Genomic DNA, 22,925 nt, shown 5'->3' with positions numbered 1-22,925 from the left:
GATTTTCACCGTTGATTGTTTTTAGGTTTTATTGATTGTTATTGTTTGTTTTACGTATCGAAGATGCCCGAATTATTAATTGTGCTTTCAGCATTTCCCTGCGTCCTGCTGATGAAGGTTCACCTTCTCTCTTTATACATTCAATCAGGCTGCCGGCTGCCAGCATCCCTGCTCTTTTTCCGGGATAAGCAACTGTTGTCAGGCCCGGTTGAACAATGCTTGCCACCGGATCGTTGTTGAAGCCGACAACCGCCAGCTCGTCGGGAATCTTAATCCCTTTTTCTGTCAGACTCACAATACAGGCTGCTGCAACGATATCGTTGGCCGCAAAAATACCATCAGGCAGTTTAGCCAGTAAGCTCTGAGCAACTTCCTTCCCCTTTTCAAAGGTCAGCGAGTCGAGAAAGACCACTTTGCCGGAACAGTTCCCGCAGTCATTCACTGCTGCTTCAAAGCCCTTTTTACGATCGATATAAACATTCGATGTGGAGTTCAGTGTAAGATGAACCAATTGCGAACACCCCTGCTCAATTAAATGCCGTGTCGCATCGTAAGCACTTCTGAAATTATCAATCACAAAACTCATGTGTCGGGTATTTTCAGGAACACGATCGAAAAAAACAAGTGGTACCTGCTTTTCATCGAAACGTTTAAAATAAGACAAATCGCTGCTTTCAGCGGTTAACGAGACAATAACACCATCCACCCTGTTATTAAACATGGTAATACTATTTTGTGCTTCCCGTTCAACCGATTCTCTCGACTGACTAATGATGGTATTAAATCCCCTTTCATTGCATACTTCTTCCATGCCAGCCAGACAAGCCGACATAAAACTACTGTCGAGACGCGGAACGATTATTCCAATGGTATTTGTTCGTTGTGTTCGTAAATTCCGTGCAAATGAATTACTTCGATATCCCAGTTCCTCTGCGCATTGTTGCACCTTAATTCGTGTTTCACTGTTGATCACCTTGCTCCCTTTAAGTGCACGGCTCACCGTCGAGGCTGAAAGCTTCAGTTCCCTGGCAATATCATAAATTGTTGTTTCTTTTTTCAAAAATGCTGACTTTTATCAAAGAATGGGAACAAAGATAAAGAAAGCACAGGTACATTTGCAATCGGTTGCAAAAACTTTTTCTATTTTTGTTTGACTAATGAAAACCTAATGATGAAACGAAAATTTATCCTTACCCTGTTATTGTTGCCAATGATAACAGTCCTTTTTGCCTTCGAGAAAGAAAGCTATTCCAATCTGCGTTTCAAAAACTATTCGACCCACGAAGGATTATCACAATCATCGGTACTGTCGATCACACAGGATGCTGAGGGTTTTATCTGGATGGGAACAAAGGATGGTCTCAACCGTTTCGACGGATACCGCTTCATTACTTATAAAAACGCTCCTGACGACAGTGCGTCGCTGAGTAACAACGAAGTTATTTTTCTAAGCACTTCGGCTACAGGTAACTTATTCATTGGTACCCGCGGGGGCGGATTGAATTACTACATTAAAAATGAAAATCGTTTTATCAGGATGAATCAGCTCAACCTGATGGATGGTACCGTTAGCCATGTAGAACAACGCGATGATAATTCAATTTTGGTTTGCACAAGCCAGGGCCTATTCAAAGGCGTTCCTGTTCCGAACAACAGCAATCAGTATAATTTTACCAACCTGTCGAAAAACTCGGCCTATCTCGATGCAAAAGGCGCCCTGCTCCCTTACGACAGGTCGGCCATATCGATGGTGACCCTTCAGTCAATCAGCAAGCATAGTTACCTGGCAGGATCATTCAAAGGTTTATTTATTTTCAATGAGAAAGACCTTTCATTTACCCAGGTTGACTTAGGCATACTCAATGTAGCAAAAATCAACTCTCTGGAATACGACCTCAAAGGAAGAATCTGGGTTGGAACTTCTGAGGGAATGGCCATTTTAAACATTGAAGGTGAAATCATCAGCAAAGTTGAAATTCTGAATGATGCCCCTGAATGGAGCATCCCAGGCACAAGCTGGATTGAGAAAGTTTTGTGTGATCATGACGGAAACATCTGGGCAGCAACCAGAGGAGCAGGCGTTGTCTTAATTGATCCTTCAGGCAATTTGTCCGATCATTTTGCCGACCAGTCGTTTGCTTCGCAGGTGGGCGACAACATCATCAACTCAATGCTGATCGACACCAATGGAATCCTCTGGTTGGGTACTGAGAGCCGCGGAGCTGTTACACTCGACCTCTTCAGAAAGAAATTTAATCACCTTGAGATCAACTCTGTGTCGGGTCAAAGCCTCACTACCAATATGGTAACCGCCATTACCGGAAAAAACAACACTGTTTGGGTTGGAACTGCATTCAACGGGCTCGATTATTTGCGCTTTAACCCCGATAATACCATAAGCACCCGTCATTTTAATCAGATTCCCTATGGCGACGGAATGGCATCGAACGAGATCATTTCCCTACTCCTCGACAAGGACGAGACACTCTGGATAGGAACTGCTTCGAACAATTTGGTTTCGTATCGCCCCGAAAGTGGTTTCCAAACCCTCTATACCGGCGGTTTTGCTTTTGCCCTGCATCAGGATCAGGAAGGTGCGATATGGCTGGGAACCTGGGGACAGGGACTAGGACTGCTCGATCAAAACAAAAGCACGATCTCCTTTTATTCCAATCAGCCCGACGATACCCGAACCCTGAGTGGTGACATTATTCTTTCAATTTACGATGATCAGCTTGAAAACCTTTGGGTTGGTACAAAAGGGCGCGGATTAAACGTGGTCCCCCTTGGAATGATCAAAAACGGATACAACAACTTTGTATCGTATGATAAGAATAACGGTCTGCTGCACAACGATGTTTACTGTATCTACGAAGATGCTGAGGGTGTAATGTGGATAGGCACAGGAGGTGGACTCAACCGACTTGATTTACATAGCGATTCAACGCAATGGTCTGAATTATATAAAGGAAGAGCTCGGTTTGAAGCCTTTACTGAAAAGGAAGGACTACCAGCCAATTTGATTTATGGCATACTTGAGGACGTGGAGGGCAACCTGTGGATAAGCACAACAAAGGGGCTTTCGAAGTTTAATAAAAAGAACCGCACTTTTAAAAACTACAACACAAACGACGGATTACAAAGTAATGAATTTCACTCCAATGCTTTTTATGCCAACCAAAACAAGAAAATGTTTTTTGGCGGAGTGAACGGCCTCACCTTCTTCGATCCATCTGAAATTACAGGAAATCAGAATCCTTCGAAGGTGGTAATATCGAGTCTGAAGGTCGCCAACATGGAAGTTTTTCCTCATCAGGAAGTTAAAGGAAAGATAATTCTTGATCAGGACATCTCCAGGGCTGATAAAATCACCCTTTCCCATCGACATAAGGATTTCAGCATCGAATTTTCCGATCTCCATTTCAACCACCTTGATGGAGTAAGTTATGCCTATCGCCTGCTTGGATACAACGACGAATGGCGTTATCTCGAAAACAACGAGCACATTGCCTCCTACACCAACCTGTGGGAAGGCGATTATATTTTTCAGGTAAAATCGACCAATAACGAGGGGATCTGGAATGAAACACCCACCGAACTTGAAATAGAAATGCTTCCTCCTTTCTGGAGAAGCAACTGGTTTTATGCTTTCTATGTATTGATTGTGATTATTGGTCTGTTGTTATTCCGACGTTATACACTGATTGGTGTGGCCGATAAGAACCGCCTGCTTATCGAACACATCGAACGCACCAACCTGATTGAAAATACGGAAGCAAAAATGCGTTTCTTCACCAATATCTCGCACGAAATCAGAACACCCCTTACCCTGATTAGCAACCCGCTGGAAGAAGTAATACGCAACGGAGTGATCGATGAAAAATCGCGCACAAGCCTTCAGCTCGTATCGCGCAATGTAAACCGATTACTTCACTTAACCAACCAGCTTTTGCAACTTCGAAAAATCGACAAGGGCGGAGTTGAACCCGTTTACAGTCAGGTCAATGCCGTTTCATTTTTGAAGGAAATCATCAGCTATTTCCTTCAAAAAGCCTTGAATAAAGAGATTACCCTGAGTTTTAATTGTGAAATTGATCCTGATGAAACAATGTGGATCGACTCGGAAATGATTACCACGGCCATTTACAATCTAATATCAAATGCTTATAAGTTCACTCCATCGAAAGGAAGCATTTCCATTACACTTTCGAAACAGGGGGAGACACTTACGAAAATTGAAAGATTAAAAAGAAAAAAAATAAAAAGCTCCAAACAATGGTTTTGTATCGAGATTTCAGATACTGGTCCGGGCATTGCACCCAACGAAATTCAGAATATCTACCACCGATTCTATCAAAGTAAAACAGCATCCAATAAAGAACAATCGGGATCGGGCATTGGTCTTTCCATCGTAAAAGAATACATCGACTTACATCAGGGACGAATTGAAGCACGAAGTAAGCTGGGCGAAGGAGCTACCTTTTCACTCTTCATTCCTGCCGGTCATAGTCATATAAAAGATAAAAAACTGGCTGAAAATCCGGTTCAGCCCTTGTCGAAGATCTTGTCGATGGAAAAAGAGCCCGAGCAAAATACTCAACCAGCCATTATCGCCGATTACCAGCAGGATCTCCCCAAACTATTGCTGGTTGAAGATGATAAAGATTTGTGCTCCTATCTGGCCGGAAGTTTATCAGATCGCTTCAACGTAATTACAGCCTACGATGGGATGAAAGGTATTGAGAAAGCTTTTGAACTGCTTCCCCAGATCATCATTTCCGATTTGATGATGCCCAACACCGATGGACTGGAACTGTGTGAAACATTGAAAAACAACGAAAAAACGAAACACATACCCATTATTCTGCTCACGGCCAAAGCCGCCGATGAAAACAAGATCGAAGGCTATCAGCGTGGTGCCGATTTGTATGTCAGCAAACCTTTCCAACTCGAAGTATTGCGTTCTCAAATCGATCAGCTGCTAAATAACAGAAAATTGCTTACTGAAATCTTTAGCAAACAAATTTTCCTGAAACCACGCGACATCGAAATCTCTTCGGCCGATGAGAAATTTCTGACGCGCATCAATCAGCTACTCGACGATCACTTGTCGGAATCCGATTTTGATGTTTCTTCCATGGTTGAAAAAATGAATCTCAGCCATTCAACCGTATTAAAGAAAGTAAAAAATCTTACCGGAATGTCGTTGGTCGAATTTGTAAAAATGCATCGTTTGAAACGTGCTGCCCAAATATTGGAGAAGAAGCACTTTCAGATTGCCGAAGTTGCATACATGGTAGGCTTTAGTGATCCAAAATACTTCAGTAAATGTTTCAGTAAGGCCTATGGAAAAACCCCCTCGGAATATGTACAGGAGCACAGGGGGGAATAAGTCTAAACCACTATTTATCGGGCATGAAATTCAGCTGTACAAAGGTGATTTCTACAAGCTGATCGTCGACGGGCAGCTTTAAGACATAACGACCGGGTTTTTCAAAGCGTGGGAAATAAACTTTTCCTTCGATTTTATATCCGGGCTTGAGCGTTGTCTTCCTGATAGTTGCCCTTTCCCATAGTTCACGCTGCTGTTCGAGCGGCGATGCATACGAAACTACCTCGTCATCAGCGGCTGCACCAATTATTATCGGAGCTGCCAGCATCAGGTCGGGATCGGGAGATCGATGGTAATGATGCTGATCATCATCGATTACTGCAACTGCAACCGAGGCAGCAACCAGTGCACCGGCGGCTACAGCCATTCCAACTGCAGCATTCTTCGAGTTTGCTTCGTCTTTCGATAACTGCTTGTCGATGTTTAGCAACATCATTTCAGGATCGATCGCTTTTATGCTTGTTGTCTGTTCATGAGCAAAAGTCACATCTTCGATATAAAAGCCCGAAGGATCGACAAGAAAATCGAGGTTGGAACCATTCACTACCGCCACATCAAAAACCTGATGTTCTTTGGTGGCTTTATCAAATGCCGCTTCCACAATAATACCGGCTACAGTATCTGCAGCATAAGCCTGTCCATAGTTCCAGTTTAAGTGTTCCGATTCAGGATTCATTCGGATAACGGCCATGGGGGTAGCACAGGCCGTCAGTAGCGAAAGTAAAATTACCGGAAGAATAACACGGATTACAGGTACCTTTGTTTTCATATTTATCTTTTTTAGCTGGTGAATTCATTCTACGTTGAATGCTTTAAAATTAATGATCTGGCCGGTCTCCGGATTAATCAATATCAATCAGCACTTCAAATAAGATACGATCGATATGTTCATAGAATACAATGCATAACAAATCTAATGCCACAACAAAAAACTGGAAGTGAATATTTCGCAGCGCTTTATTTTCACAATAGAATAAAAAAAGAAGTTGCACAGGTAGAAAAAAAACGCCCCGGCATCAAATGCAGAGGCGTTTTAGAATTTGGCAGGACTTTAGTCTTTCAGTAATTTCTTGTATTTAATCTTCTTTGGCGTAATATCGCCCAGACGTTTCTTTTTATTCTCTTCGTATTCGGTGAACGAGCCTTCGAAGAATTTCACCTGCGAATCGCCTTCAAAGGCCAAAATGTGCGTTGCAATGCGATCGAGGAACCAACGGTCGTGCGAGATTACCACAGCACATCCTGCAAAGTTTTCAAGTCCCTCTTCGAGTGCACGCAGGGTATTTACGTCGATGTCGTTGGTAGGTTCGTCGAGCAACAGGACATTGGCCCCCGATTTCAACGTAAGCGCCAGGTGCAGTCGGTTACGCTCCCCTCCCGACAGGATACCACATTTTTTCTCCTGATCGGCTCCTCCAAAGTTGAATTTTGAAACATAGGCCCTGGCGTTAATTAAACGTCCGCCAACCATTACTTCATCCTGTCCGCCCGAAATTACCTCATACACGGTTTTCTCGGGATCGATGGCGGTATGGGTCTGGTCGGCATAGCCCAGCTCCACGGTATCACCCACCGAGAAGGTTCCCTTATCGACCTGTTCCATTCCCATTATCATACGAAACAAGGTCGTTTTACCAGCTCCGTTGGGGCCAATAATCCCTACAATTCCGTTGGGTGGAAGTGTAAACTCAAGGTTTTCGAACAACAGTTTTTCACCGAAAGCTTTTGAGACCTGATGTGCTTCGATCACTTTATCGCCTAATCGAGGGCCATTGGGAATAAACAGTTCGAGCTTTTGCTCCCGTTCCTTTACATCCTCATTCATCAGCGATTCATAGGCATTCAAACGCGCCCGCGATTTGGCATGTCGGGCTTTGGGTGCCATACGTACCCACTCCAGTTCCCGTTCAAGTGTTTTGCGTCGTTTCGACATTCCTTTTTCCTCCTGTTCAAGGCGTTTTGTTTTCTGCTCGAGCCATGAAGAATAATTACCTTTCCAAGGGATGCCTTCACCACGATCGAGTTCGAGTATCCATCCCGCAACATTGTCGAGGAAATAGCGGTCGTGCGTAATGGCAATAACAGTCCCCTTGTATTGCTGAAGATGCATTTCGAGCCATTGTACCGATTCGGCATCGAGGTGGTTGGTCGGTTCGTCGAGCAACAATACATCGGGTTGCTGCAAGAGTAAACGACACAAGGCTACCCTCCTGCGCTCTCCACCCGATAACACAGCCACCTTTTCACTTCCATCGGGACATCTCAGTGCATCCATGGCTCTTTCGAGGGTGTTATCGATATTCCATGCATCGGTCTGATCGATTCGCTCCTGCAGTTCTGCCTGTCTGTTCATCAGTTTATCCATCTTTTCGGCATCTTCATACACTTCGGGCAGCTCGTACTTCTTATTGATTTCTTCGTATTCCCTGAGTAGATCCATAATTTCCTGAACCCCTTCCTGAACCGTTTCGAGCACTGTTTTATTATCATCGAGTGCCGGTTCCTGTTCAAGATAGCCCACGCTGTATCCTGGCGAAAAAACCACTTCACCATTGAATGATTTTTCAACTCCGGCGATAATCTTAAGCAAAGTCGATTTTCCCGATCCGTTTAAACCGATAATACCGATTTTTGCACCCAAAAAGAAAGAGAGCGAAATGTCCTTTATTACCTGTTTCTGTGGAGAGTAAGCCTTGCTTACTTTATACATCGAAAATATTATTTTTTGATCGTCACTCATATTTAATTGATTTTTAATCTATAGCATTTTACACTTTCGAGAAATACACTCGGTGCAAAATTATGATTATATTTTATTTTACTTGCACAAGGTATTTACATTTAATACAAATGATCGTACATTTGTTTCTGGGAAAATAGCAGATTATAATTTTTGGATCAATTACAAAGTATGTTAGCAAAAAGGAAAATCCTGGTCGTGGATGATAACGCGGGGAACAGATTACTACTTAAATTTAATCTGGACGGTTATTTCGACATCGACTTTGCGAGTAACGGATATTCGGCGCTTAATAAATTCAAGGAAAATCGTTACGATTTGATTTTGATGGACATTAATATGCCCGAGTTGGACGGATTTGAAACCACCAGGCGGATGCGTCAGCTGGAAGAAGAATCACACACCCCAATATTCGCTATTACATCTAATTTATTTAAGGAACAAAAAGTGCTGTGTATTGAGGCAGGGATGGATGATTTTATTGAGAAACCGATTCATGCCAAAGCACTTGTTGACCGAATAAATCATTTTATCGTTTATTAATCGATTTTGATTCATTTGAACACAAAAAAGGTTGACCCGAGGGCCAACCTTTTTTATGTTATAAAGTCGATACTATTCTTCTTTCTTCTCTTCAGTATCAGCTGTTGGTTCAGTTGCTTCAGTTTTTACTTCTTCGGCAACTTCACTTTTAACTTCCTCTGCAGCTTTCACTTCTTCTTTAAGCTCTTCGGCTACGGCTGCTGCTGGTTTAGCTGCAACTGCGTTTTCGGTGGCTTTCTTTTTACCACCCCGACGACGGCGTGACGAAGCTTTTTTGCTGTCCTTGGTACCCAGCATATTTTCGTTGTAATCGACCAATTCCATCATACACATTTCGGCATTATCACCTAAACGGTTTCCGGTTTTCAGGATACGGGTGTAGCCTCCGGGACGATCCATAATTTTAGGTGAAACTTCGCGGAAAAGTTCCGATACTGCCTCTTTGTTTTGCAGGTAACTAAAAACAACCCTGCGGCTGTGTGTTGTATCCTGCTTCGATTTGGTGATTAAAGGTTCAACATACATACGAAGCGCCTTGGCTTTTGCTACGGTTGTTGTAATCCTTTTATGCAGAATCAGCGAACTGGCCATGTTCGAAAGCATGGCCTTACGATGAGCGCTTTTTCTGCCCAGGTGATTAAATTTCTTGTTATGTCTCATCGTTATTCTATTCCTTGTCTAGTTTATACTTACTGATATCCATCCCAAAATTGAGATTCATTCCTGACAATAGATCATCCAGCTCGGTGAGCGACTTTTTACCAAAGTTACGGAACTTAAGAAGGTCGTTACGGTTGTACTGAACCAGGTCGCCCAGTGTTTCCACATCGGCAGCTTTCAAACAGTTCAGTGCACGTACCGATAAATCCATGTCCACCAGTTTGGTCTTCAGCATCTGACGCATGTGCAGAATTTCCTCATCGAACTCCTCGTTTGCAAACTTCTCGTCCGAATCGAGTGTTATTTTCTCATCGGAGAAGAGCATGAAGTGATAAATCAGGATTTTGGCTGCTTCTTTTAAAGCATCTTTAGGATGAATAGAACCGTCGGTGGTAATCTCGATGATTAACTTCTCGTAGTCGGTTTTTTGTTCAACACGGAAGTTTTCGACGGCATATTTTACATTCTTGATTGGAGTGTAAATCGAATCGATAGGAATGACCCCAAATTCCTCCTCTACAGGTTTGTTTTCTGCAGCAGGAACATAACCACGGCCTTTACCGATGGTAATCTCCATCTGGAACTTAACAGCAGGTTCCATATCGCAAATTACCAACTCAGGGTTAAGCACACTAAAACCGGTCATGAATTTATTGAGGTCGCCGGCAGTGAATTTTTCCTGACCGGTGATGGTTACCGATACTTTTTCGTTCTCAAAATCTTCCACTTCCTTTTTCAGCCTGATTTGCTTCAGGTTGAGGATGATTTCGGTCACATCTTCGATAACCCCTTTAATAGTGGCAAATTCATGCTCAACACCCTCGATTTTGATAGTTGTTATTGCATAACCTTCCAAAGATGATAATAAGATCCGGCGCAATGCATTACCAATGGTAATACCGTAACCAGGTTCGAGTGGGCGAAATTCGAATTTTCCGAATTTTTCGTCCGATTCGAGCATTATCACTTTGTCGGGTTTTTGAAAAGCTAATATTGCCATAGTTTTTTATATATAGTGATTATTTCGAATACAACTCAACAATCAGTTGTTCTTTAATGTTCTCAGGAATTTCTTCTCTCTCTGGTACATTGAGGAATTTGCCTGAAAGCATTGCATCGTCCCACTCGAGCCACGCACTTTTTACGTAACGTTTCGAGGCAAGCGATTCGGTAACCACTTCGAGTGATTTAGATTTCTCACGCACACCAACAACATCGCCGGGGCGTAAGGTATACGAAGGAATGTTACATACCAATCCGTTAACAGTAATGTGACGGTGCGACACCAACTGGCGTGCGGCGGCACGGGTAGGTGCTACTCCTAAACGAAAAACCACATTATCCAAACGTGACTCGAGCAGTTTGAGCAGCACTTCGCCGGTAATCCCTTTTGAACGGGATGCCTTTTCGAAGAGCTTACGGAACTGACGTTCGAGAACACCGTAGGTATATTTGGCTTTTTGCTTTTCTTTCAACTGTACGCCGTATTCTGATACTTTACGACGACGACGTGCCTGTCCGTGGAATCCCGGTGGGTAATTCTTTTTCTCCAACACCTTATCGGGGCCATAGATGGGCTCGCCAAATTTCCTGGCTATTTTTGACTTTGGTCCAATATATCTTGCCATTGTTTACCTTTTAAATGTCAATAAATTATACACGTCTTCTTTTTGCAGGCCTGCATCCATTGTGTGGCAGCGGGGTAACGTCGACAATCTCGGTTACCTGAATACCCATACTGGAGATGGCTCTGATTGCTGATTCGCGACCATTACCCGGGCCTTTGACATATACTTTTACTTTACGTAAACCTAAGTCGTAAGCAGTTTTTGCGCATTCTTCAGCTGCAGTTTGGGCAGCATAAGGGGTATTCTTTTTCGATCCCCTGAATCCTTTTTTACCAGCCGACGACCACGAGATCACCTCGCCGTTATCGTTTGCCAACGAAACAATAATGTTGTTGAACGATGAATGGATGTGAGCTTGACCGGTAGCTTCGACCTTAACGACTCTTTTCTTTGAAGTTCCTGACTTTTTTGCCATAATCTTTCAGCTAATTATTTAGTCGCTTTCTTTTTGTTTGCAACAGTTTTACGTTTTCCTTTACGTGTACGTGCATTATTCTTGGTGCTTTGTCCACGAACAGGTAAGCCAATACGATGACGAATGCCACGGTAGCAACCGATGTCCATCAATCGTTTAATGTTGAGTTGTGTTTCTGAACGTAGTTCACCTTCAACTTTGTATTGGTTTGTAATGATGGTACGGATAGCAGCAAAATTGTCATCATTCCAATCCTGCACTTTCGCATTCACATCAACTCCTGCTTCTTCAAGAATTTTTTTAGCACTACTACGTCCAATTCCATAGATATAGGTCAACGCGACTTCACCGCGTTTGTTATTTGGAATATCTACACCAACTATACGAGCCATAGAGTTTTCAATTAAATAATTTACAAATTAACCCTGACGTTGTTTGAACTTAGGATTTTTCTTATTAATCACATACAAACGTCCTTTTCGACGAACGATTTTACAGTCAGAGCTACGCTTTTTTATTGATACACGTACTTTCATCTTTTTAAATAATTACTTTAATAAGTATTCGACGAATTGCCTCACAACTTCAGAAATGCCCTTTTCAGCGCTTTCTAACAAGACTGATCGTCCGATTATTATTCTTTAAGGTTTCCCTTATTTGACTAAAAACTTTTTTAAAAAGTGCCACAAAAGTAAACAAATTATTGATATAACACCAAAGTTTTCAGTCAATCAAATAATTACTTGTATCTGAATGTTATTCTACCTTTTGTAAGATCGTAAGGTGACATTTCAACTTTGACCTTATCGCCGGGTAAAATTTTTATGTAATGCATCCGCATTTTTCCGGAGATATGTGCGGTGATTACATGTCCATTTTCAAGTTCTACACGAAACATTGCATTTGATAATGCTTCGATGATGGTTCCATCTTGTTCAATTGAAGGCTGTTTTGCCATACATTGTCTGTTTTAAATTTTCCGTTTTGAACGGTTCGTAACACAAATTTAAGCAAGATGCAGATTAAAGTACCAATAACTCAATAAGGCTTTTGTACACTTCACACACCTGAAGGGTCAAGTAGCCGTTTATATTGTTCCAAACAAACCAGATAATGGATGATGCAGTGTTGATAAAATGACTACATCATCCATCAGCCGCTCCGGTTGTCTGTTTTACCTTTTGCAAGCGCATTGGGTAAAATTGGTGATTCAGTATTATTCAGAACGTAACAGGGATGGCTGGTCCACCCACTGAATCTGCTTTAATCAGCGTTGCATTAAATTGCAGATGCTCCACCTGCGCGACCCTTAATACGGCCCGATTTCATCAAACCATCGTAGTGACGCATTAACAGGTGACTTTCGATCTGCTGCAGTGTATCGAGGATTACGCCCACCAGGATAAGCAGTGAGGTTCCTCCAAAGAACTGAGCAAACGATGCATTTACACCAACCAGCATTGCAAAGGCGGGGAGAATGGTTACAATACCGAGGAAGATTGAACCCGGAAGGGTTATTCTTGACATCACGGTATCGAGAAATTCGGCTGTTCGTTTTCCGGGTTTAACACCTGGAATAAAACCACCGTTTTTCTTCATGTCCTCGGCCATTTGAACCGGGTTTACTGTAACTGCAGTATAAAAATAGGTAAAGGCAATTACCATTAAAAACATGGTAAAGTTATACCAGAAACCGGTATAATTTGAGAATGCTGCTGCGAAGCCGCTCATCGACTCACCGCCGAAACCGGCAATGGTCATTGGCACAAACATAATGGCCTGTGCAAAAATGATGGGCATTACGCCTGCTGCATTCACCTTAAGCGGGATGTACTGACGTACTCCGCCATATTGCTTATTACCTACAATTCGTTTTGCATATTGCACCGGGATACGTCGGGTGCCCTGTACCAATAAAATAACCAGCATAAACACTACAAAAAGGATTGCCAGCTCAACGAGCAACAATACCAAACCGCCACCGCTTTGTTCTTCGAGGCGTGAAATGAATTCCTGTAATGCTGCACCGGGTAAATTGGCGATAATACCAATCATAATAATGAGAGATATTCCGTTTCCAATACCGCGGTCGGTTATTTTTTCACCAAGCCATAATACGAACATCGACCCGGCCAGCATAATGATGGTTGAGCTAATGTCGAACAAACGTCCCTGCATTACGAATGCTTCGGGCGTTCCGGCCAGTGTCATGTGTAAGTTGGTAAGGAAGGCAGGTCCCTGGAAAATCAGAATCACCACGGTTAAATAGCGGGTATACTGATTCATGCGGGTACGGCCCGATTCTCCTTCTTTTTGCAGACGTTGAAAATAAGGTACAGCTATTGTGAGCAACTGAATTACAATAGAAGCCGAAATGTAAGGCATAATACCTAGTGCGAACACCGATGCATTTGAGAATGCGCCACCGGAGAACATATCAAGCAGTCCTAACAGTCCGTCCTGGGTTTGAGCTTTAAGCGCTCCTAACTGTGCGGGGTCAAGCCCTGGCAACACCACAAATGAACCCAGACGATAAATAAGAATAAAAAATAAGGTTACTCCTATTCTCGATCTTAGGTCTTCGATCTTATAAATGTTCTTTAAGGTTTCGATTAACTTCTTCATCAGTTAATTTGTTTTTTTCATCAGTTCCGGTTAAGGATTTAGATGATTTCGGTTGTACCTTCTAATTTTTCGATTGCTGCGATAGCACTTTTAGAAAAGGCATGTGCCTTAACATCGAGTTTGGTTTTCAATTCGCCAACACCTAAAATTTTCACTTTATCGTTTTTACCGGCCAGGCCATGTTCCTTCATAAAATCGAAGTCGATGGTGGTAACATTCAATTTGTCGGCCAGATCCTGAAGTGTTTTCAGATTGATCGCTTTGTATTCAACTCTATTAAAGTTTGTAAAACCAAACTTGGGAACTACACGCTGTATAGGCATTTGTCCGCCTTCGAAACCGATTTTTTTGGAATATCCCGATCTCGATTTCTGGCCTTTGTGCCCACGGGTAGCTGTGCCTCCATGGCCAGATCCCTGACCACGGGCAATCCTTTTCTTACTATGTGTAGCCCCTTTTGCGGGTTTCAACTTGCTGAGATCCATTATCTTTAAATTTATAGATGATTAGATTTCTTCAACCTTAACCAAATGTTTCATTTTATTAACCATACCCATAATTTGCGGGTTAGCTTCGTGTTCCACTGAACCGTTCAGCTTTCGTAAGCCAAGGGCTTCGAGTATCAGCTTTTGGCGCTTTGTGGAGCCAATGCTACTTTTTACCAGAGTAATCTTGATTTTAGCCATAATTATCCTTTAAATACTTTATCAAGTGAAACTCCACGGTGTTCAGCCACGGTATAAGCATCGCGCAACTCGAGCAAAGCATTAAAAGTAGCTTTTACAAGGTTGTGAGGGTTTGATGATCCTTTTGATTTGGCAAGGATATCATGTACTCCAACACTTTCGAGTACAGCACGCATTGCACCACCTGCTTTTACACCGGTACCATGAGATGCTGGTTTCAATAACACACGGGCACCGCCAAATTTGGCCAGTTGCTCATGGGGAATTGTTCCGTTAATTACAGGAATTTTTACCAGGTTTTTCTTTGCTGCTTCAACGCCTTTCGAAATGGCGGTGGTTACTTCGCTTGCTTTGCCAAGTCCCCAACCTACAATACCATCTTCGTTGCCTACCACTACGATGGCTGAGAAGCTAAAGGTACGTCCCCCTTTAGTTACTTTGGTAACACGGTTAATCGCCACTAACCGGTCTTTTAATTCCAAATCGCTGGTTCTTACTTTTTTAATATTTCCTGACATAATGCTTAGAATTTAAGGCCACCCTTACGGGCTGCTTCAGCAATAGATTTAACTCTTCCGTGATAAAGGTAACCGTTACGGTCGAACACTACATTTTCGATGTTCACTGCTTTCGCTTTTTCGGCGATGAGTTGCCCCACCAGTGCTGCCTGCTCGGTTTTATTTACCTTGGCTGAAGCAATTTCTTTGTCTAAAGAAGAGGCCGAAGCTAATGTATTACCTGACAGATCATCGATCAACTGAGCATAAATTTGCTTATTGCTACGGAAAACGCTCAGGCGTGGTTGTTCGGCTGTGCCGTTAATCACTTTGCGAATTCTCTTCTTGATTCTGTATCTTCTTGCTTGCTTTGTTAAAGCCATGATTTCAACTATTAAACGTTATTTTGCAGAAGCTGATTTACCAGCTTTACGTCTGATTTGTTCGCCATCGAACTTAATACCTTTTCCTTTGTAAGGTTCTGGTTTACGGAACGATCTGATTTTAGCGGCAACCTGTCCAAGCAATTGCTTGTCGAAACTTTTTAGGGTGACGGTTGGATTGCTTCTTTTATCAGTAACTGCTTCAACTTTAATCTCAGGAGGTAACAGTAAATAAATGTGGTGTGAATATCCTAAAACAAGGTCGAGTAACTGACCATTGTTTTCGGCACGGTAGCCAACACCTACGAGTTCGAGTTTAATTTCGAATCCTTTGGAAACACCTTCAACCATGTTGTTGATCAACGAACGGTACAAACCGTGCATTGCTTTGTGTTTTTTGCTGTCGGTAGGCCGTTTAACCAGAATCTGGTTTTCTTCAACAAGCACATCGATTTCAGGATCCACCTTCTGAGACAGTTCTCCAAGCGAACCTTTAACGGTTACAACGCTATCGTTAATATTAACGCTAACTCCGCCTGGAATCTCAATGGGTAATTTTCCTATCCTTGACATCGTTTTATTCCTCCTTGATTAATATACGTAACATAATACTTCACCGCCAACGGCTAAATCACGTGCTTCTTTGTCAGTGATTACGCCTTTCGATGTAGAAATGATTGCAACACCCAGTCCGTTGAGCACACGTGGAATTGTGGTAGAATCACAATAACGGCGCAGGCCGGGTTTACTAATTCGCTTGAGCGATTTGATTGCCGAAACACCAGTTTCAGGGTGATACTTAAGGGCAATTTTAATGTTACCCTGGTAGTTCACCTCGTCTTCGAATTTATAGTTTAAGATATAGCCTTTTTCCTTAAGGATTTTGGTCATCTCTTTTTTAAGATTCGAGGCAGGAATATCCACGACTTTGTGTCCTGCTTTGATGGCATTCCGCAATCTGGTCAAATAATCTGAGATTGGATCAGTCATTTTTTACAATTTTAAAATTACCAACTTGCTTTTTTAACTCCCGGAATGAGACCAGAGGCTGCCATTTCCCTGAAATTGATACGGCTGATGCCGAATTGCCTCATGTAGCCTTTTGGGCGGCCTGTAAGTTTACAACGGTTGTGTAGTCTTACCGGTGACGCATTTTTAGGCAACTTCTGCAAGCCAATGTAATCGCCTTTAGCTTTAAGTTCTGCCCGTTTTGCAGCATACTTATCGACCAGCTTGGCGCGTTTTACTTCACGGGCTTTCATTGATTCTTTAGCCATATCTGTTTACTTTTTTTCTTTTTTAAACGGCAAACCAAATTCACGCAACAAAGCGAAAGCTTCTTCATCGTTGTCGGCAGTAGTCACAAAAGTGATGTTCATACCTGAGATTTTGCTCACTTTGTCTAAAACAATCTCGGGGAAGATAATCTGCTCGGTGATTCCCAGCGTATAATTTCCACGTCCGTCGAGTTTATTTTCAATCCCGTTGAAGTCGCGGATACGGGGAAGTGAAACCACGATCAGTCGCTCGAGAAATTCATACATTCTCGAACTGCGAAGGGTTACACGAACACCGATTGGCATTTTCTTCCTGAGTTTAAAGTTCGATATATCCTTACGTGACAGGGTTTGAACGGCTTTTTGACCGGCAATATTGGTCATTTCTTCGGTAGCTACCTCGATTAATTTTTTATCGGCAGTAGCGTCTCCGAGTCCCTGATTAAGAACAATCTTTTCGAGCCTGGGCACCTGCATGATGCTTTTGTATCCAAACTCTTTCATGAGTGCGGGTACAACCTGCTCTTTGTATTTCTTTTGTAGTGCGGGTACGAATTCCATTACTTAATCTCCTCTCCTGATTTTTTAGAATAACGAACTAATTTTCCGTCGGCTCCTTCACGGCGACCTACACGGGTAGCTTCACCTGTTTTGGGATCGACCAACATAAGGTTGGAGACGTGGATGGGTGCTTCCTGCTCGATAATACCTCCCTGAGGATTCGCTGCATTTGGCTTGGTGTGTTTTTTCACCATGTTTACTCCTTCCACAATGGCACGGTCGGTTTTACGAATTACTTCTAAAACTTTCCCTTTCTGGCCACGCGAGTTGCCATTAACAACCACAACGTTATCGCCTTTTTTGATATGTAACTTTTTCTGCATTGCTTCTGATTTTCAATTATAACACTTCAGGAGCAAGAGAAACGATCTTCATGTATCCTTCGCGTAATTCACGTGGCACAGGGCCAAAGATACGTGTTCCACGAATTTCTCCTGCATTGTTTAACAGGACAACGGCGTTGTCGTCGAAGCGTATGTAAGAACCATCGGCACGACGTACCTCTTTTTTGGTACGTACTACCACTGCTTTTGAAACGGTGCCTTTTTTAACACCGCCTGATGGCAGAGCGCTTTTAACGGTCACAACAACTAAATCGCCAACTGTTGCATAGCGTTTCTTAGTACCTCCCAGTACACGAATCACCAGTGCTTCTTTGGCGCCACTGTTGTCTGCCACAGTACATCTACTTTCTTGCTGTATCATGGTTACTTAGCTCTTTCAATAATTTCTACCAGTCGCCATCCCTTATTTTTACTTAAAGGACGGGTCTCCATAATTTTAACAGTATCGCCTTCGTTGCATTCGTTCTTTTCGTCATGGGCATAAAATTTCGACGTTTTATTTACGAATTTTCCGTAAATAGGGTGTTTCATTTTACGCTTTTCGGCAACAACGATGGTTTTATCCATTTTGTTGCTAACTACAACACCGATACGTTCTTTCCTGAGGTTTCTTGTATTTTCCATCGTCATTGAATAAAATTACTTGTTCTCAGTTAACTGACGGTTGCGCATTTCGGTTTTTAACCGTGCAATGTTTCTACGGACCTCTTGTAACGTAATCGGGTTATCGAGAGGTGAAACGGCATGATTTAACTTCATGCGCGTGAGTTTTTCCTTCTCCGCATCGATGCGTTCGGCGATCTCTTTTGTTGTTAACTCTTTTATTTCAGAATTTTTCATCAGTTAATATTTTAATGAATCTGATGTTTACAATTATTCGCTAGCTGAAGCTTCAACAAAATCGCGACGGACTACAAATTTAGTAGTCACTGGCAGTTTTTGGGCCGCCAGGCGGAGAGCTTCTTTAGCCGTTTCAAAAGGTACGCCATCGGCTTCGATGATAATGCGACCCGGAGTAACCGGAGCCACAAATGCTTCTGGGGCACCTTTACCTTTACCCATCCTTACCTCTGCAGGTTTTTTGGTAATGGGCTTATCGGGGAAAATGCGGATCCAGATTTGTCCTTGACGCTTCATGTGCCTGGTAACAGCAACACGGGCGGCCTCGATTTGACGTCCAGTGATCCATGACGTTTCGAGTGACTTTATGCCGAAAGAGCCGAATGCAAGTTGATTACCCCTTTGGGCATTCCCCTTCATTTTTCCCTTTTGAACTCTTCTAAACTTTGTTTTCTTTGGTTGTAACATCCTTAATCACATTTAAGGTTTTTTACTTCTTCTTTCTGCGGCCTCCGCGCGGAGCTCCGCTGCCTCGTCCACTTGTGTTGTTGTTTTTAATACCCACATTTGGTGACAGGTCGCGTTTACCATAAACTTCACCTTTGCAGATCCAAACCTTAATACCCACTAAGCCGGTCTTGGTAAGAGCCTCGGCCAATGCGTAGTCTATATCTGCTCTGAGGGTATGCAGTGGAGTACGTCCGTCTTTGTACATTTCGGAGCGGGCCATTTCTGCCCCGTTAAGCCTTCCGGAAACCAGCACCTTGATTCCTTCAGCTCCCATGCGCATGGTTGATGCGATGGCCATTTTGGTTGCACGACGGTAAGCAATCTTGCCCTCCACCTGGCGGGCAATATTGTTCGCTACGATTTGGGCATCCATTTCGGGACGCTTAATTTCGAAGATGTTGATCTGTACTTCTTTCGAAGTAATTTTTTTCAGCTCTTCCTTGAGCTTATCAACTTCCTGTCCACCTTTTCCAATAATAATACCTGGTCGTGATGTGTGAACGGTAATGGTGATAAGCTTAAGGGTACGTTCAATAATGATTTTCGACACGCTGGCTTTCGCCAAACGGGCGTTCAAATATTTACGTAATTTGTAATCTTCAACAAGCTTATCGCCGTAGTCATTCCCACCGAACCAGTTGGAATCCCATCCTCGGATGATTCCTAAGCGATTTGCAATCGGATTAGTTTTCTGTCCCATGTATTACTATTTTATTCGGTTACAGGATTTTTGCTATCCAAATAAATTGTGACATGATTCGAACGCTTACGAATACGGTGAGCGCGCCCCTGAGGAGCTGGCTGGATTCGCTTAAGCATACGTCCCGAATCGACAAATATTTTAGATACTACTAAGTTATTATCTTCTAAACGCTGATCTTCGTTTTTGGCCTGCCAGTTGGCAATTGCTGAGAGCAAAAGCTTTTCAACTTTACGCGATGCCTCCTTCGAAGAAAATTTCAGAACATCAAGCGCGCGGTTCACTTCCATGCCACGGATCATGTCGGCCACCAGTCTCATCTTTCGGGGAGAGGTGGGGCAGTTCCGCAGAATGGCAAAGTACTGCTGCTTTTTTTCTTCTTTGCGCTGATTTGCTGTATTTCTTTTTCTTGCACCCATTGTTTCTACTTAATTAATGATTTTAACAATTCACGCATTATCGTTTGTTTCCTGCGTGTCCCCTGAATGTACGGGTTGGTGCAAATTCACCCAGCTTATGACCTACCATGTTTTCTGTGATATAAACCGGTATGAACTTGTTACCGTTGTGGACTGCAATTGTGTGTCCAACCATATCAGGAGAAATCATTGATGCACGGGACCAGGTTTTCACAACACTTTTTTTACCAGCATCATTCATACTGAGAATTTTATTCTCGAGCTTGTAACTGATAAATGGTCCTTTTTTCAATGAACGACTCATACTACTTACCTTTTACAAATTATTTCTTACGTTTTTCTAATATGTACTTGCTGGAAGCCTTTTTAGGATGACGTGTTTTGTATCCTTTAGCTAACAAGCCTTTGCGTGAGCGTGGATGTCCTCCAGATGAACGTCCTTCACCACCACCCATTGGGTGATCGACAGGGTTCATTGCTACACCACGTACACGTGGGCGACGTCCTAACCAACGTGAGCGACCGGCTTTACCGGAGCGTTCGATGTTGTGTTCGGTGTTTCCAACAGTACCTACAGTTGCTTTGCAGGTTGTGAGTACCATGCGTGATTCTCCTGAAGGTAACTTCAGAATCGCATACTTTCCATCGCGGGAAAGCAGCTGAGCATAAGTTCCGGCGCTTCGAGCCATAACACCACCCTGACCGGGCTTGAGCTCAATATTGTGAACCAATGTACCAAGAGGTATTCTGGCCAGTGGAAGGGCGTTTCCAATTTCAGGTGCTACTTCGGCACCCGACACTACAGTTTGTCCAGCCTGCAGACCGTTGGGAGAAAGGATATAGCGCTTCTCGCCATCGGCATAAACCAACAGTGCAATGCGTGAACTGCGGTTTGGATCGTACTGGATAGACTCAACTGTTGCTTCCACACCGTCTTTATCGCGCTTGAAGTCGATGATACGGTATTTCCGCTTGTGCCCCCCACCTATATACCTCATTGTCATGCGTCCGGAGTTATTACGACCTCCCGACTTCTTAATGGGCTCCAACAATGATTTTTCAGGTGTTGACTCTGTAATCGTATCAAAGGCGCCAATTATTTTGTGCCTTTGACCGGGTGTTACAGGTTTTAATTTACGTACTGCCATATTTTATTAAATATTGCTATAGAAATCTATTGTTTGACCTTCTTCCAAAGTGATAATCGCTTTTTTGAAGGCACTCGTTTTTCCTTTTTGTACACCGCTCTTGGTATAACGGTATTTGGTCTTACCACTGTAAACCATGGTGTTAACCGCGGCCACTTCTACATCGTAAAGTTGCTTAATGACTGCCTTGATCTGACTTTTACTGGCGCGGCGGTCTACAACAAAACCATAACGGTTCAGCTTTTCGGTCTGTCCCGTCATTTTTTCAGTTACCAATGGTCGTATTAAAATGTCCATTTTTCTTCAATTAATTGTTAAACACACCTTCGATTTTCTCGAGCGATCCTTCCAGTAAAACAACAGAAGACGCATTGAGTATGTCGTATGTTGTTAACTCAGAGGCAATTACAACCTTTACCCCCTGTAAATTTCTGGAGGACAAATATATGTTTTTATTTGCTTCTGATAAAACGAACAAGGACTTTTTATCGTTAATTTTCAGATTATTCTGAATATTGGTAAAGTCTTTGGTCTTTGGAGCCTCCAAAGTAAAATCTTCAACAACGATAATTCCGTTTTCTTGTGCTTTATAAGTAAGTGCTGATTTACGGGCCAACTGTTTTACTTTTTTGTTCAGTTTGAATCCGTAATTTTTCGGGCGGGGTCCGAAAACGCGGCCACCTCCACGAAATACCGGCGATTTGATACTGCCTGCACGGGCTGTACCTGTTCCTTTTTGCCGCTTGATTTTGCGGGTACTTCCGGAAACTTCACCACGTTCTTTTGCCTTGTGGGTACCTTGACGCTGATTGGCTAAATATTGTTTTACATCGAGATAAATAGCATGGTCGTTAGGTTCCACACCGAAAATCTGCTCGTTTAAAACGACTGCTTTTCCGGTTTCTTTTCCTTCGATATTTAATACTTTCAATTCCATTACTTCCAAATAATTAAGTATGAACCTTTTGCTCCGGGTACAGAACCTTTTACTACGAGTAAGTTACTTTCAGGTAGCACTTTAAGCACCTGAAGGTTATCAACGGTAACGGTTTTTCCACCATCGCGGCCAGCCATGCGCATTCCTTTGAATACCCTTGAAGGATAGGAAGATGCACCAAGCGAACCGGGTGCACGCAAACGGTTGTGCTGACCGTGTGTAGCATCGTTAACACCACGGAAATTGTGACGTTTTACGACACCTTGAAAACCTTTACCTTTGGTAGTACCGGTAACTGAGACCCAGGGTGATTCTTTAAAAATATCAACCGTGAGGGTGTCACCTAAACTAACTTCTTCTTCGAACAGATCGACTTCTACAACCTGTCTTTTCGGGCTGGTTCCTGCTTTTTTGAAATGGCCGTGTTCTGCTTTGGTAGTGTGTTTCTCCTTTTTATCGTCGAAACCCAACTGTACTGCAGAGTAACCATCGGTTTCCTCGGTTTTCACCTGAGTCACCACACAAGGGCCAGCCTCGATCACAGTGCATGGGATGTTTTTCCCCTCAACACTGAATACGGATGTCATTCCGATTTTTTTTCCAATTAATCCTGGCATTTT

Annotated in this window: 33 protein-coding genes; 2 read left to right on the top strand and 31 right to left on the bottom strand. The window is 42.8% G+C overall.

Annotation, left to right across the window (positions count from 1 at the left end):
* Positions 1 to 28 precede the first annotated feature (28 nt).
* The gene (locus FHS86_RS09875; protein WP_429412843.1) at positions 29 to 1,060 is read right to left on the bottom strand and encodes a LacI family DNA-binding transcriptional regulator; all 1,032 of its coding nucleotides are present in this window, start codon (positions 1,058 to 1,060) and stop codon (positions 29 to 31) included.
* Between the two features lie 111 nt (positions 1,061 to 1,171).
* Here FHS86_RS09875 and FHS86_RS09870 point away from each other — a divergent pair, with 111 nt between their 5' ends.
* Positions 1,172 to 5,392: a hybrid sensor histidine kinase/response regulator transcription factor gene (locus FHS86_RS09870; protein WP_429412842.1), complete on the top strand. Its 4,221-nt coding sequence runs from the start codon at positions 1,172 to 1,174 to the stop codon at positions 5,390 to 5,392.
* A gap of 10 nt (positions 5,393 to 5,402) precedes the next feature.
* On the opposite strand, the gene FHS86_RS09865 is transcribed toward FHS86_RS09870, so the two are convergent.
* Both FHS86_RS09865 and ettA read right to left on the bottom strand, forming a co-directional pair.
* Positions 5,403 to 6,161, bottom strand: coding sequence for a hypothetical protein (locus FHS86_RS09865; protein ID WP_429412841.1), 759 nt, complete (start codon positions 6,159 to 6,161; stop codon positions 5,403 to 5,405).
* Positions 6,162 to 6,443: 282 nt separating this feature from the next.
* Positions 6,444 to 8,132 carry an energy-dependent translational throttle protein EttA gene (gene ettA, locus FHS86_RS09860; protein ID WP_429412840.1) on the bottom strand — a complete coding sequence of 563 codons (1,689 nt, stop codon included), beginning with the start codon at positions 8,130 to 8,132 and terminating at the stop codon, positions 6,444 to 6,446.
* 153 nt (positions 8,133 to 8,285) lie between these two features.
* Between ettA and FHS86_RS09855 the strand changes: the two genes are divergently transcribed.
* Complete coding sequence (locus tag FHS86_RS09855; RefSeq protein WP_429412839.1) at positions 8,286 to 8,675, top strand: response regulator; 390 nt, start codon at positions 8,286 to 8,288, stop codon at positions 8,673 to 8,675.
* A 72-nt stretch (positions 8,676 to 8,747) separates the two neighbouring features.
* Here the strand turns inward: FHS86_RS09855 and rplQ are convergent, their stop codons facing one another.
* The 28 genes from rplQ to rplC all read right to left on the bottom strand — a co-directional run bounded on the left by rplQ (position 8,748) and on the right by rplC (position 22,922).
* Positions 8,748 to 9,335, bottom strand: a complete 588-nt coding sequence (gene rplQ / locus FHS86_RS09850) for a 50S ribosomal protein L17 (protein WP_429412838.1) — start codon at positions 9,333 to 9,335, stop codon at positions 8,748 to 8,750.
* Positions 9,336 to 9,342: 7 nt separating this feature from the next.
* Positions 9,343 to 10,335, bottom strand: coding sequence for a DNA-directed RNA polymerase subunit alpha (locus FHS86_RS09845; RefSeq protein WP_429412837.1), 993 nt, complete (start codon positions 10,333 to 10,335; stop codon positions 9,343 to 9,345).
* 19 nt (positions 10,336 to 10,354) lie between these two features.
* A complete protein-coding gene (rpsD, locus tag FHS86_RS09840; protein WP_429412836.1) occupies positions 10,355 to 10,963 on the bottom strand; it encodes a 30S ribosomal protein S4 in 609 nt (202 codons plus the stop codon).
* Positions 10,964 to 10,988: 25 nt separating this feature from the next.
* Positions 10,989 to 11,378, bottom strand: a complete 390-nt coding sequence (rpsK, locus tag FHS86_RS09835) for a 30S ribosomal protein S11 (RefSeq protein ID WP_429412835.1) — start codon at positions 11,376 to 11,378, stop codon at positions 10,989 to 10,991.
* 14 nt (positions 11,379 to 11,392) lie between these two features.
* Positions 11,393 to 11,770, bottom strand: coding sequence for a 30S ribosomal protein S13 (gene rpsM, locus FHS86_RS09830; protein WP_429412834.1), 378 nt, complete (start codon positions 11,768 to 11,770; stop codon positions 11,393 to 11,395).
* Positions 11,771 to 11,797: 27 nt separating this feature from the next.
* On the bottom strand, positions 11,798 to 11,914 hold the full coding sequence (gene ykgO, locus FHS86_RS09825; protein ID WP_137084810.1) for a type B 50S ribosomal protein L36: 117 nt from the start codon (positions 11,912 to 11,914) through the stop codon (positions 11,798 to 11,800).
* A 203-nt stretch (positions 11,915 to 12,117) separates the two neighbouring features.
* Complete coding sequence (gene infA, locus FHS86_RS09820) at positions 12,118 to 12,336, bottom strand: translation initiation factor IF-1 (protein WP_429412833.1); 219 nt, start codon at positions 12,334 to 12,336, stop codon at positions 12,118 to 12,120.
* Positions 12,337 to 12,656: 320 nt separating this feature from the next.
* A complete protein-coding gene (secY, locus tag FHS86_RS09815) occupies positions 12,657 to 14,003 on the bottom strand; it encodes a preprotein translocase subunit SecY (protein WP_429412832.1) in 1,347 nt (448 codons plus the stop codon).
* 38 nt (positions 14,004 to 14,041) lie between these two features.
* Complete coding sequence (gene rplO, locus FHS86_RS09810) at positions 14,042 to 14,488, bottom strand: 50S ribosomal protein L15 (RefSeq protein WP_429412831.1); 447 nt, start codon at positions 14,486 to 14,488, stop codon at positions 14,042 to 14,044.
* A 21-nt stretch (positions 14,489 to 14,509) separates the two neighbouring features.
* A complete protein-coding gene (rpmD, locus tag FHS86_RS09805) occupies positions 14,510 to 14,689 on the bottom strand; it encodes a 50S ribosomal protein L30 (protein WP_429412830.1) in 180 nt (59 codons plus the stop codon).
* A gap of 2 nt (positions 14,690 to 14,691) precedes the next feature.
* On the bottom strand, positions 14,692 to 15,207 hold the full coding sequence (gene rpsE, locus FHS86_RS09800; RefSeq protein WP_429412829.1) for a 30S ribosomal protein S5: 516 nt from the start codon (positions 15,205 to 15,207) through the stop codon (positions 14,692 to 14,694).
* A gap of 5 nt (positions 15,208 to 15,212) precedes the next feature.
* Positions 15,213 to 15,569, bottom strand: coding sequence for a 50S ribosomal protein L18 (gene rplR, locus FHS86_RS09795; RefSeq protein ID WP_429412828.1), 357 nt, complete (start codon positions 15,567 to 15,569; stop codon positions 15,213 to 15,215).
* 18 nt (positions 15,570 to 15,587) lie between these two features.
* Positions 15,588 to 16,142, bottom strand: coding sequence for a 50S ribosomal protein L6 (rplF, locus tag FHS86_RS09790; protein WP_429412827.1), 555 nt, complete (start codon positions 16,140 to 16,142; stop codon positions 15,588 to 15,590).
* A gap of 18 nt (positions 16,143 to 16,160) precedes the next feature.
* A complete protein-coding gene (gene rpsH, locus FHS86_RS09785; protein WP_429412826.1) occupies positions 16,161 to 16,559 on the bottom strand; it encodes a 30S ribosomal protein S8 in 399 nt (132 codons plus the stop codon).
* Positions 16,560 to 16,576: 17 nt separating this feature from the next.
* Positions 16,577 to 16,846 carry a 30S ribosomal protein S14 gene (gene rpsN, locus FHS86_RS09780; protein ID WP_429412825.1) on the bottom strand — a complete coding sequence of 90 codons (270 nt, stop codon included), beginning with the start codon at positions 16,844 to 16,846 and terminating at the stop codon, positions 16,577 to 16,579.
* A gap of 6 nt (positions 16,847 to 16,852) precedes the next feature.
* Positions 16,853 to 17,407 carry a 50S ribosomal protein L5 gene (gene rplE, locus FHS86_RS09775; protein WP_429412824.1) on the bottom strand — a complete coding sequence of 185 codons (555 nt, stop codon included), beginning with the start codon at positions 17,405 to 17,407 and terminating at the stop codon, positions 16,853 to 16,855.
* Entirely contained in the window at positions 17,407 to 17,730 is a 324-nt protein-coding gene (gene rplX / locus FHS86_RS09770; protein ID WP_429412823.1) for a 50S ribosomal protein L24, read from the bottom strand. The genes rplE and rplX overlap by 1 nt, the downstream gene beginning before the upstream one ends.
* Positions 17,731 to 17,746: 16 nt before the next feature.
* Positions 17,747 to 18,112, bottom strand: a complete 366-nt coding sequence (gene rplN, locus FHS86_RS09765) for a 50S ribosomal protein L14 (protein ID WP_429412822.1) — start codon at positions 18,110 to 18,112, stop codon at positions 17,747 to 17,749.
* A 2-nt stretch (positions 18,113 to 18,114) separates the two neighbouring features.
* Complete coding sequence (rpsQ, locus tag FHS86_RS09760) at positions 18,115 to 18,375, bottom strand: 30S ribosomal protein S17 (RefSeq protein ID WP_429412821.1); 261 nt, start codon at positions 18,373 to 18,375, stop codon at positions 18,115 to 18,117.
* Positions 18,376 to 18,390: 15 nt separating this feature from the next.
* Positions 18,391 to 18,591: a 50S ribosomal protein L29 gene (gene rpmC / locus FHS86_RS09755; RefSeq protein ID WP_429412820.1), complete on the bottom strand. Its 201-nt coding sequence runs from the start codon at positions 18,589 to 18,591 to the stop codon at positions 18,391 to 18,393.
* A gap of 33 nt (positions 18,592 to 18,624) precedes the next feature.
* A complete protein-coding gene (gene rplP / locus FHS86_RS09750; protein ID WP_429412819.1) occupies positions 18,625 to 19,059 on the bottom strand; it encodes a 50S ribosomal protein L16 in 435 nt (144 codons plus the stop codon).
* 22 nt (positions 19,060 to 19,081) lie between these two features.
* Positions 19,082 to 19,801, bottom strand: coding sequence for a 30S ribosomal protein S3 (gene rpsC, locus FHS86_RS09745; protein ID WP_429412818.1), 720 nt, complete (start codon positions 19,799 to 19,801; stop codon positions 19,082 to 19,084).
* A gap of 11 nt (positions 19,802 to 19,812) precedes the next feature.
* Entirely contained in the window at positions 19,813 to 20,220 is a 408-nt protein-coding gene (rplV, locus tag FHS86_RS09740; RefSeq protein ID WP_429412817.1) for a 50S ribosomal protein L22, read from the bottom strand.
* A gap of 37 nt (positions 20,221 to 20,257) precedes the next feature.
* Positions 20,258 to 20,524, bottom strand: coding sequence for a 30S ribosomal protein S19 (gene rpsS, locus FHS86_RS09735; RefSeq protein WP_429412816.1), 267 nt, complete (start codon positions 20,522 to 20,524; stop codon positions 20,258 to 20,260).
* A gap of 19 nt (positions 20,525 to 20,543) precedes the next feature.
* Positions 20,544 to 21,368, bottom strand: coding sequence for a 50S ribosomal protein L2 (rplB, locus tag FHS86_RS09730; RefSeq protein ID WP_429412815.1), 825 nt, complete (start codon positions 21,366 to 21,368; stop codon positions 20,544 to 20,546).
* A 6-nt stretch (positions 21,369 to 21,374) separates the two neighbouring features.
* Positions 21,375 to 21,665, bottom strand: a complete 291-nt coding sequence (gene rplW / locus FHS86_RS09725; RefSeq protein WP_429412814.1) for a 50S ribosomal protein L23 — start codon at positions 21,663 to 21,665, stop codon at positions 21,375 to 21,377.
* Positions 21,666 to 21,675: 10 nt separating this feature from the next.
* On the bottom strand, positions 21,676 to 22,305 hold the full coding sequence (gene rplD, locus FHS86_RS09720) for a 50S ribosomal protein L4 (RefSeq protein ID WP_429412813.1): 630 nt from the start codon (positions 22,303 to 22,305) through the stop codon (positions 21,676 to 21,678).
* A complete protein-coding gene (gene rplC, locus FHS86_RS09715) occupies positions 22,305 to 22,922 on the bottom strand; it encodes a 50S ribosomal protein L3 (protein ID WP_429412812.1) in 618 nt (205 codons plus the stop codon). Before rplC ends, rplD begins: the two co-directional genes overlap by 1 nt.
* Positions 22,923 to 22,925: the final 3 nt, after the last annotated feature.

The organism is Roseimarinus sediminis, from assembly GCF_050433125.1.
Lineage (GTDB): Bacteria > Bacteroidota > Bacteroidia > Bacteroidales > Prolixibacteraceae > Roseimarinus > Roseimarinus sediminis.
The sequence above is the reverse complement of the archived record's forward strand: the minus strand, read 5'-3'. Positions and strand labels throughout refer to the sequence as shown.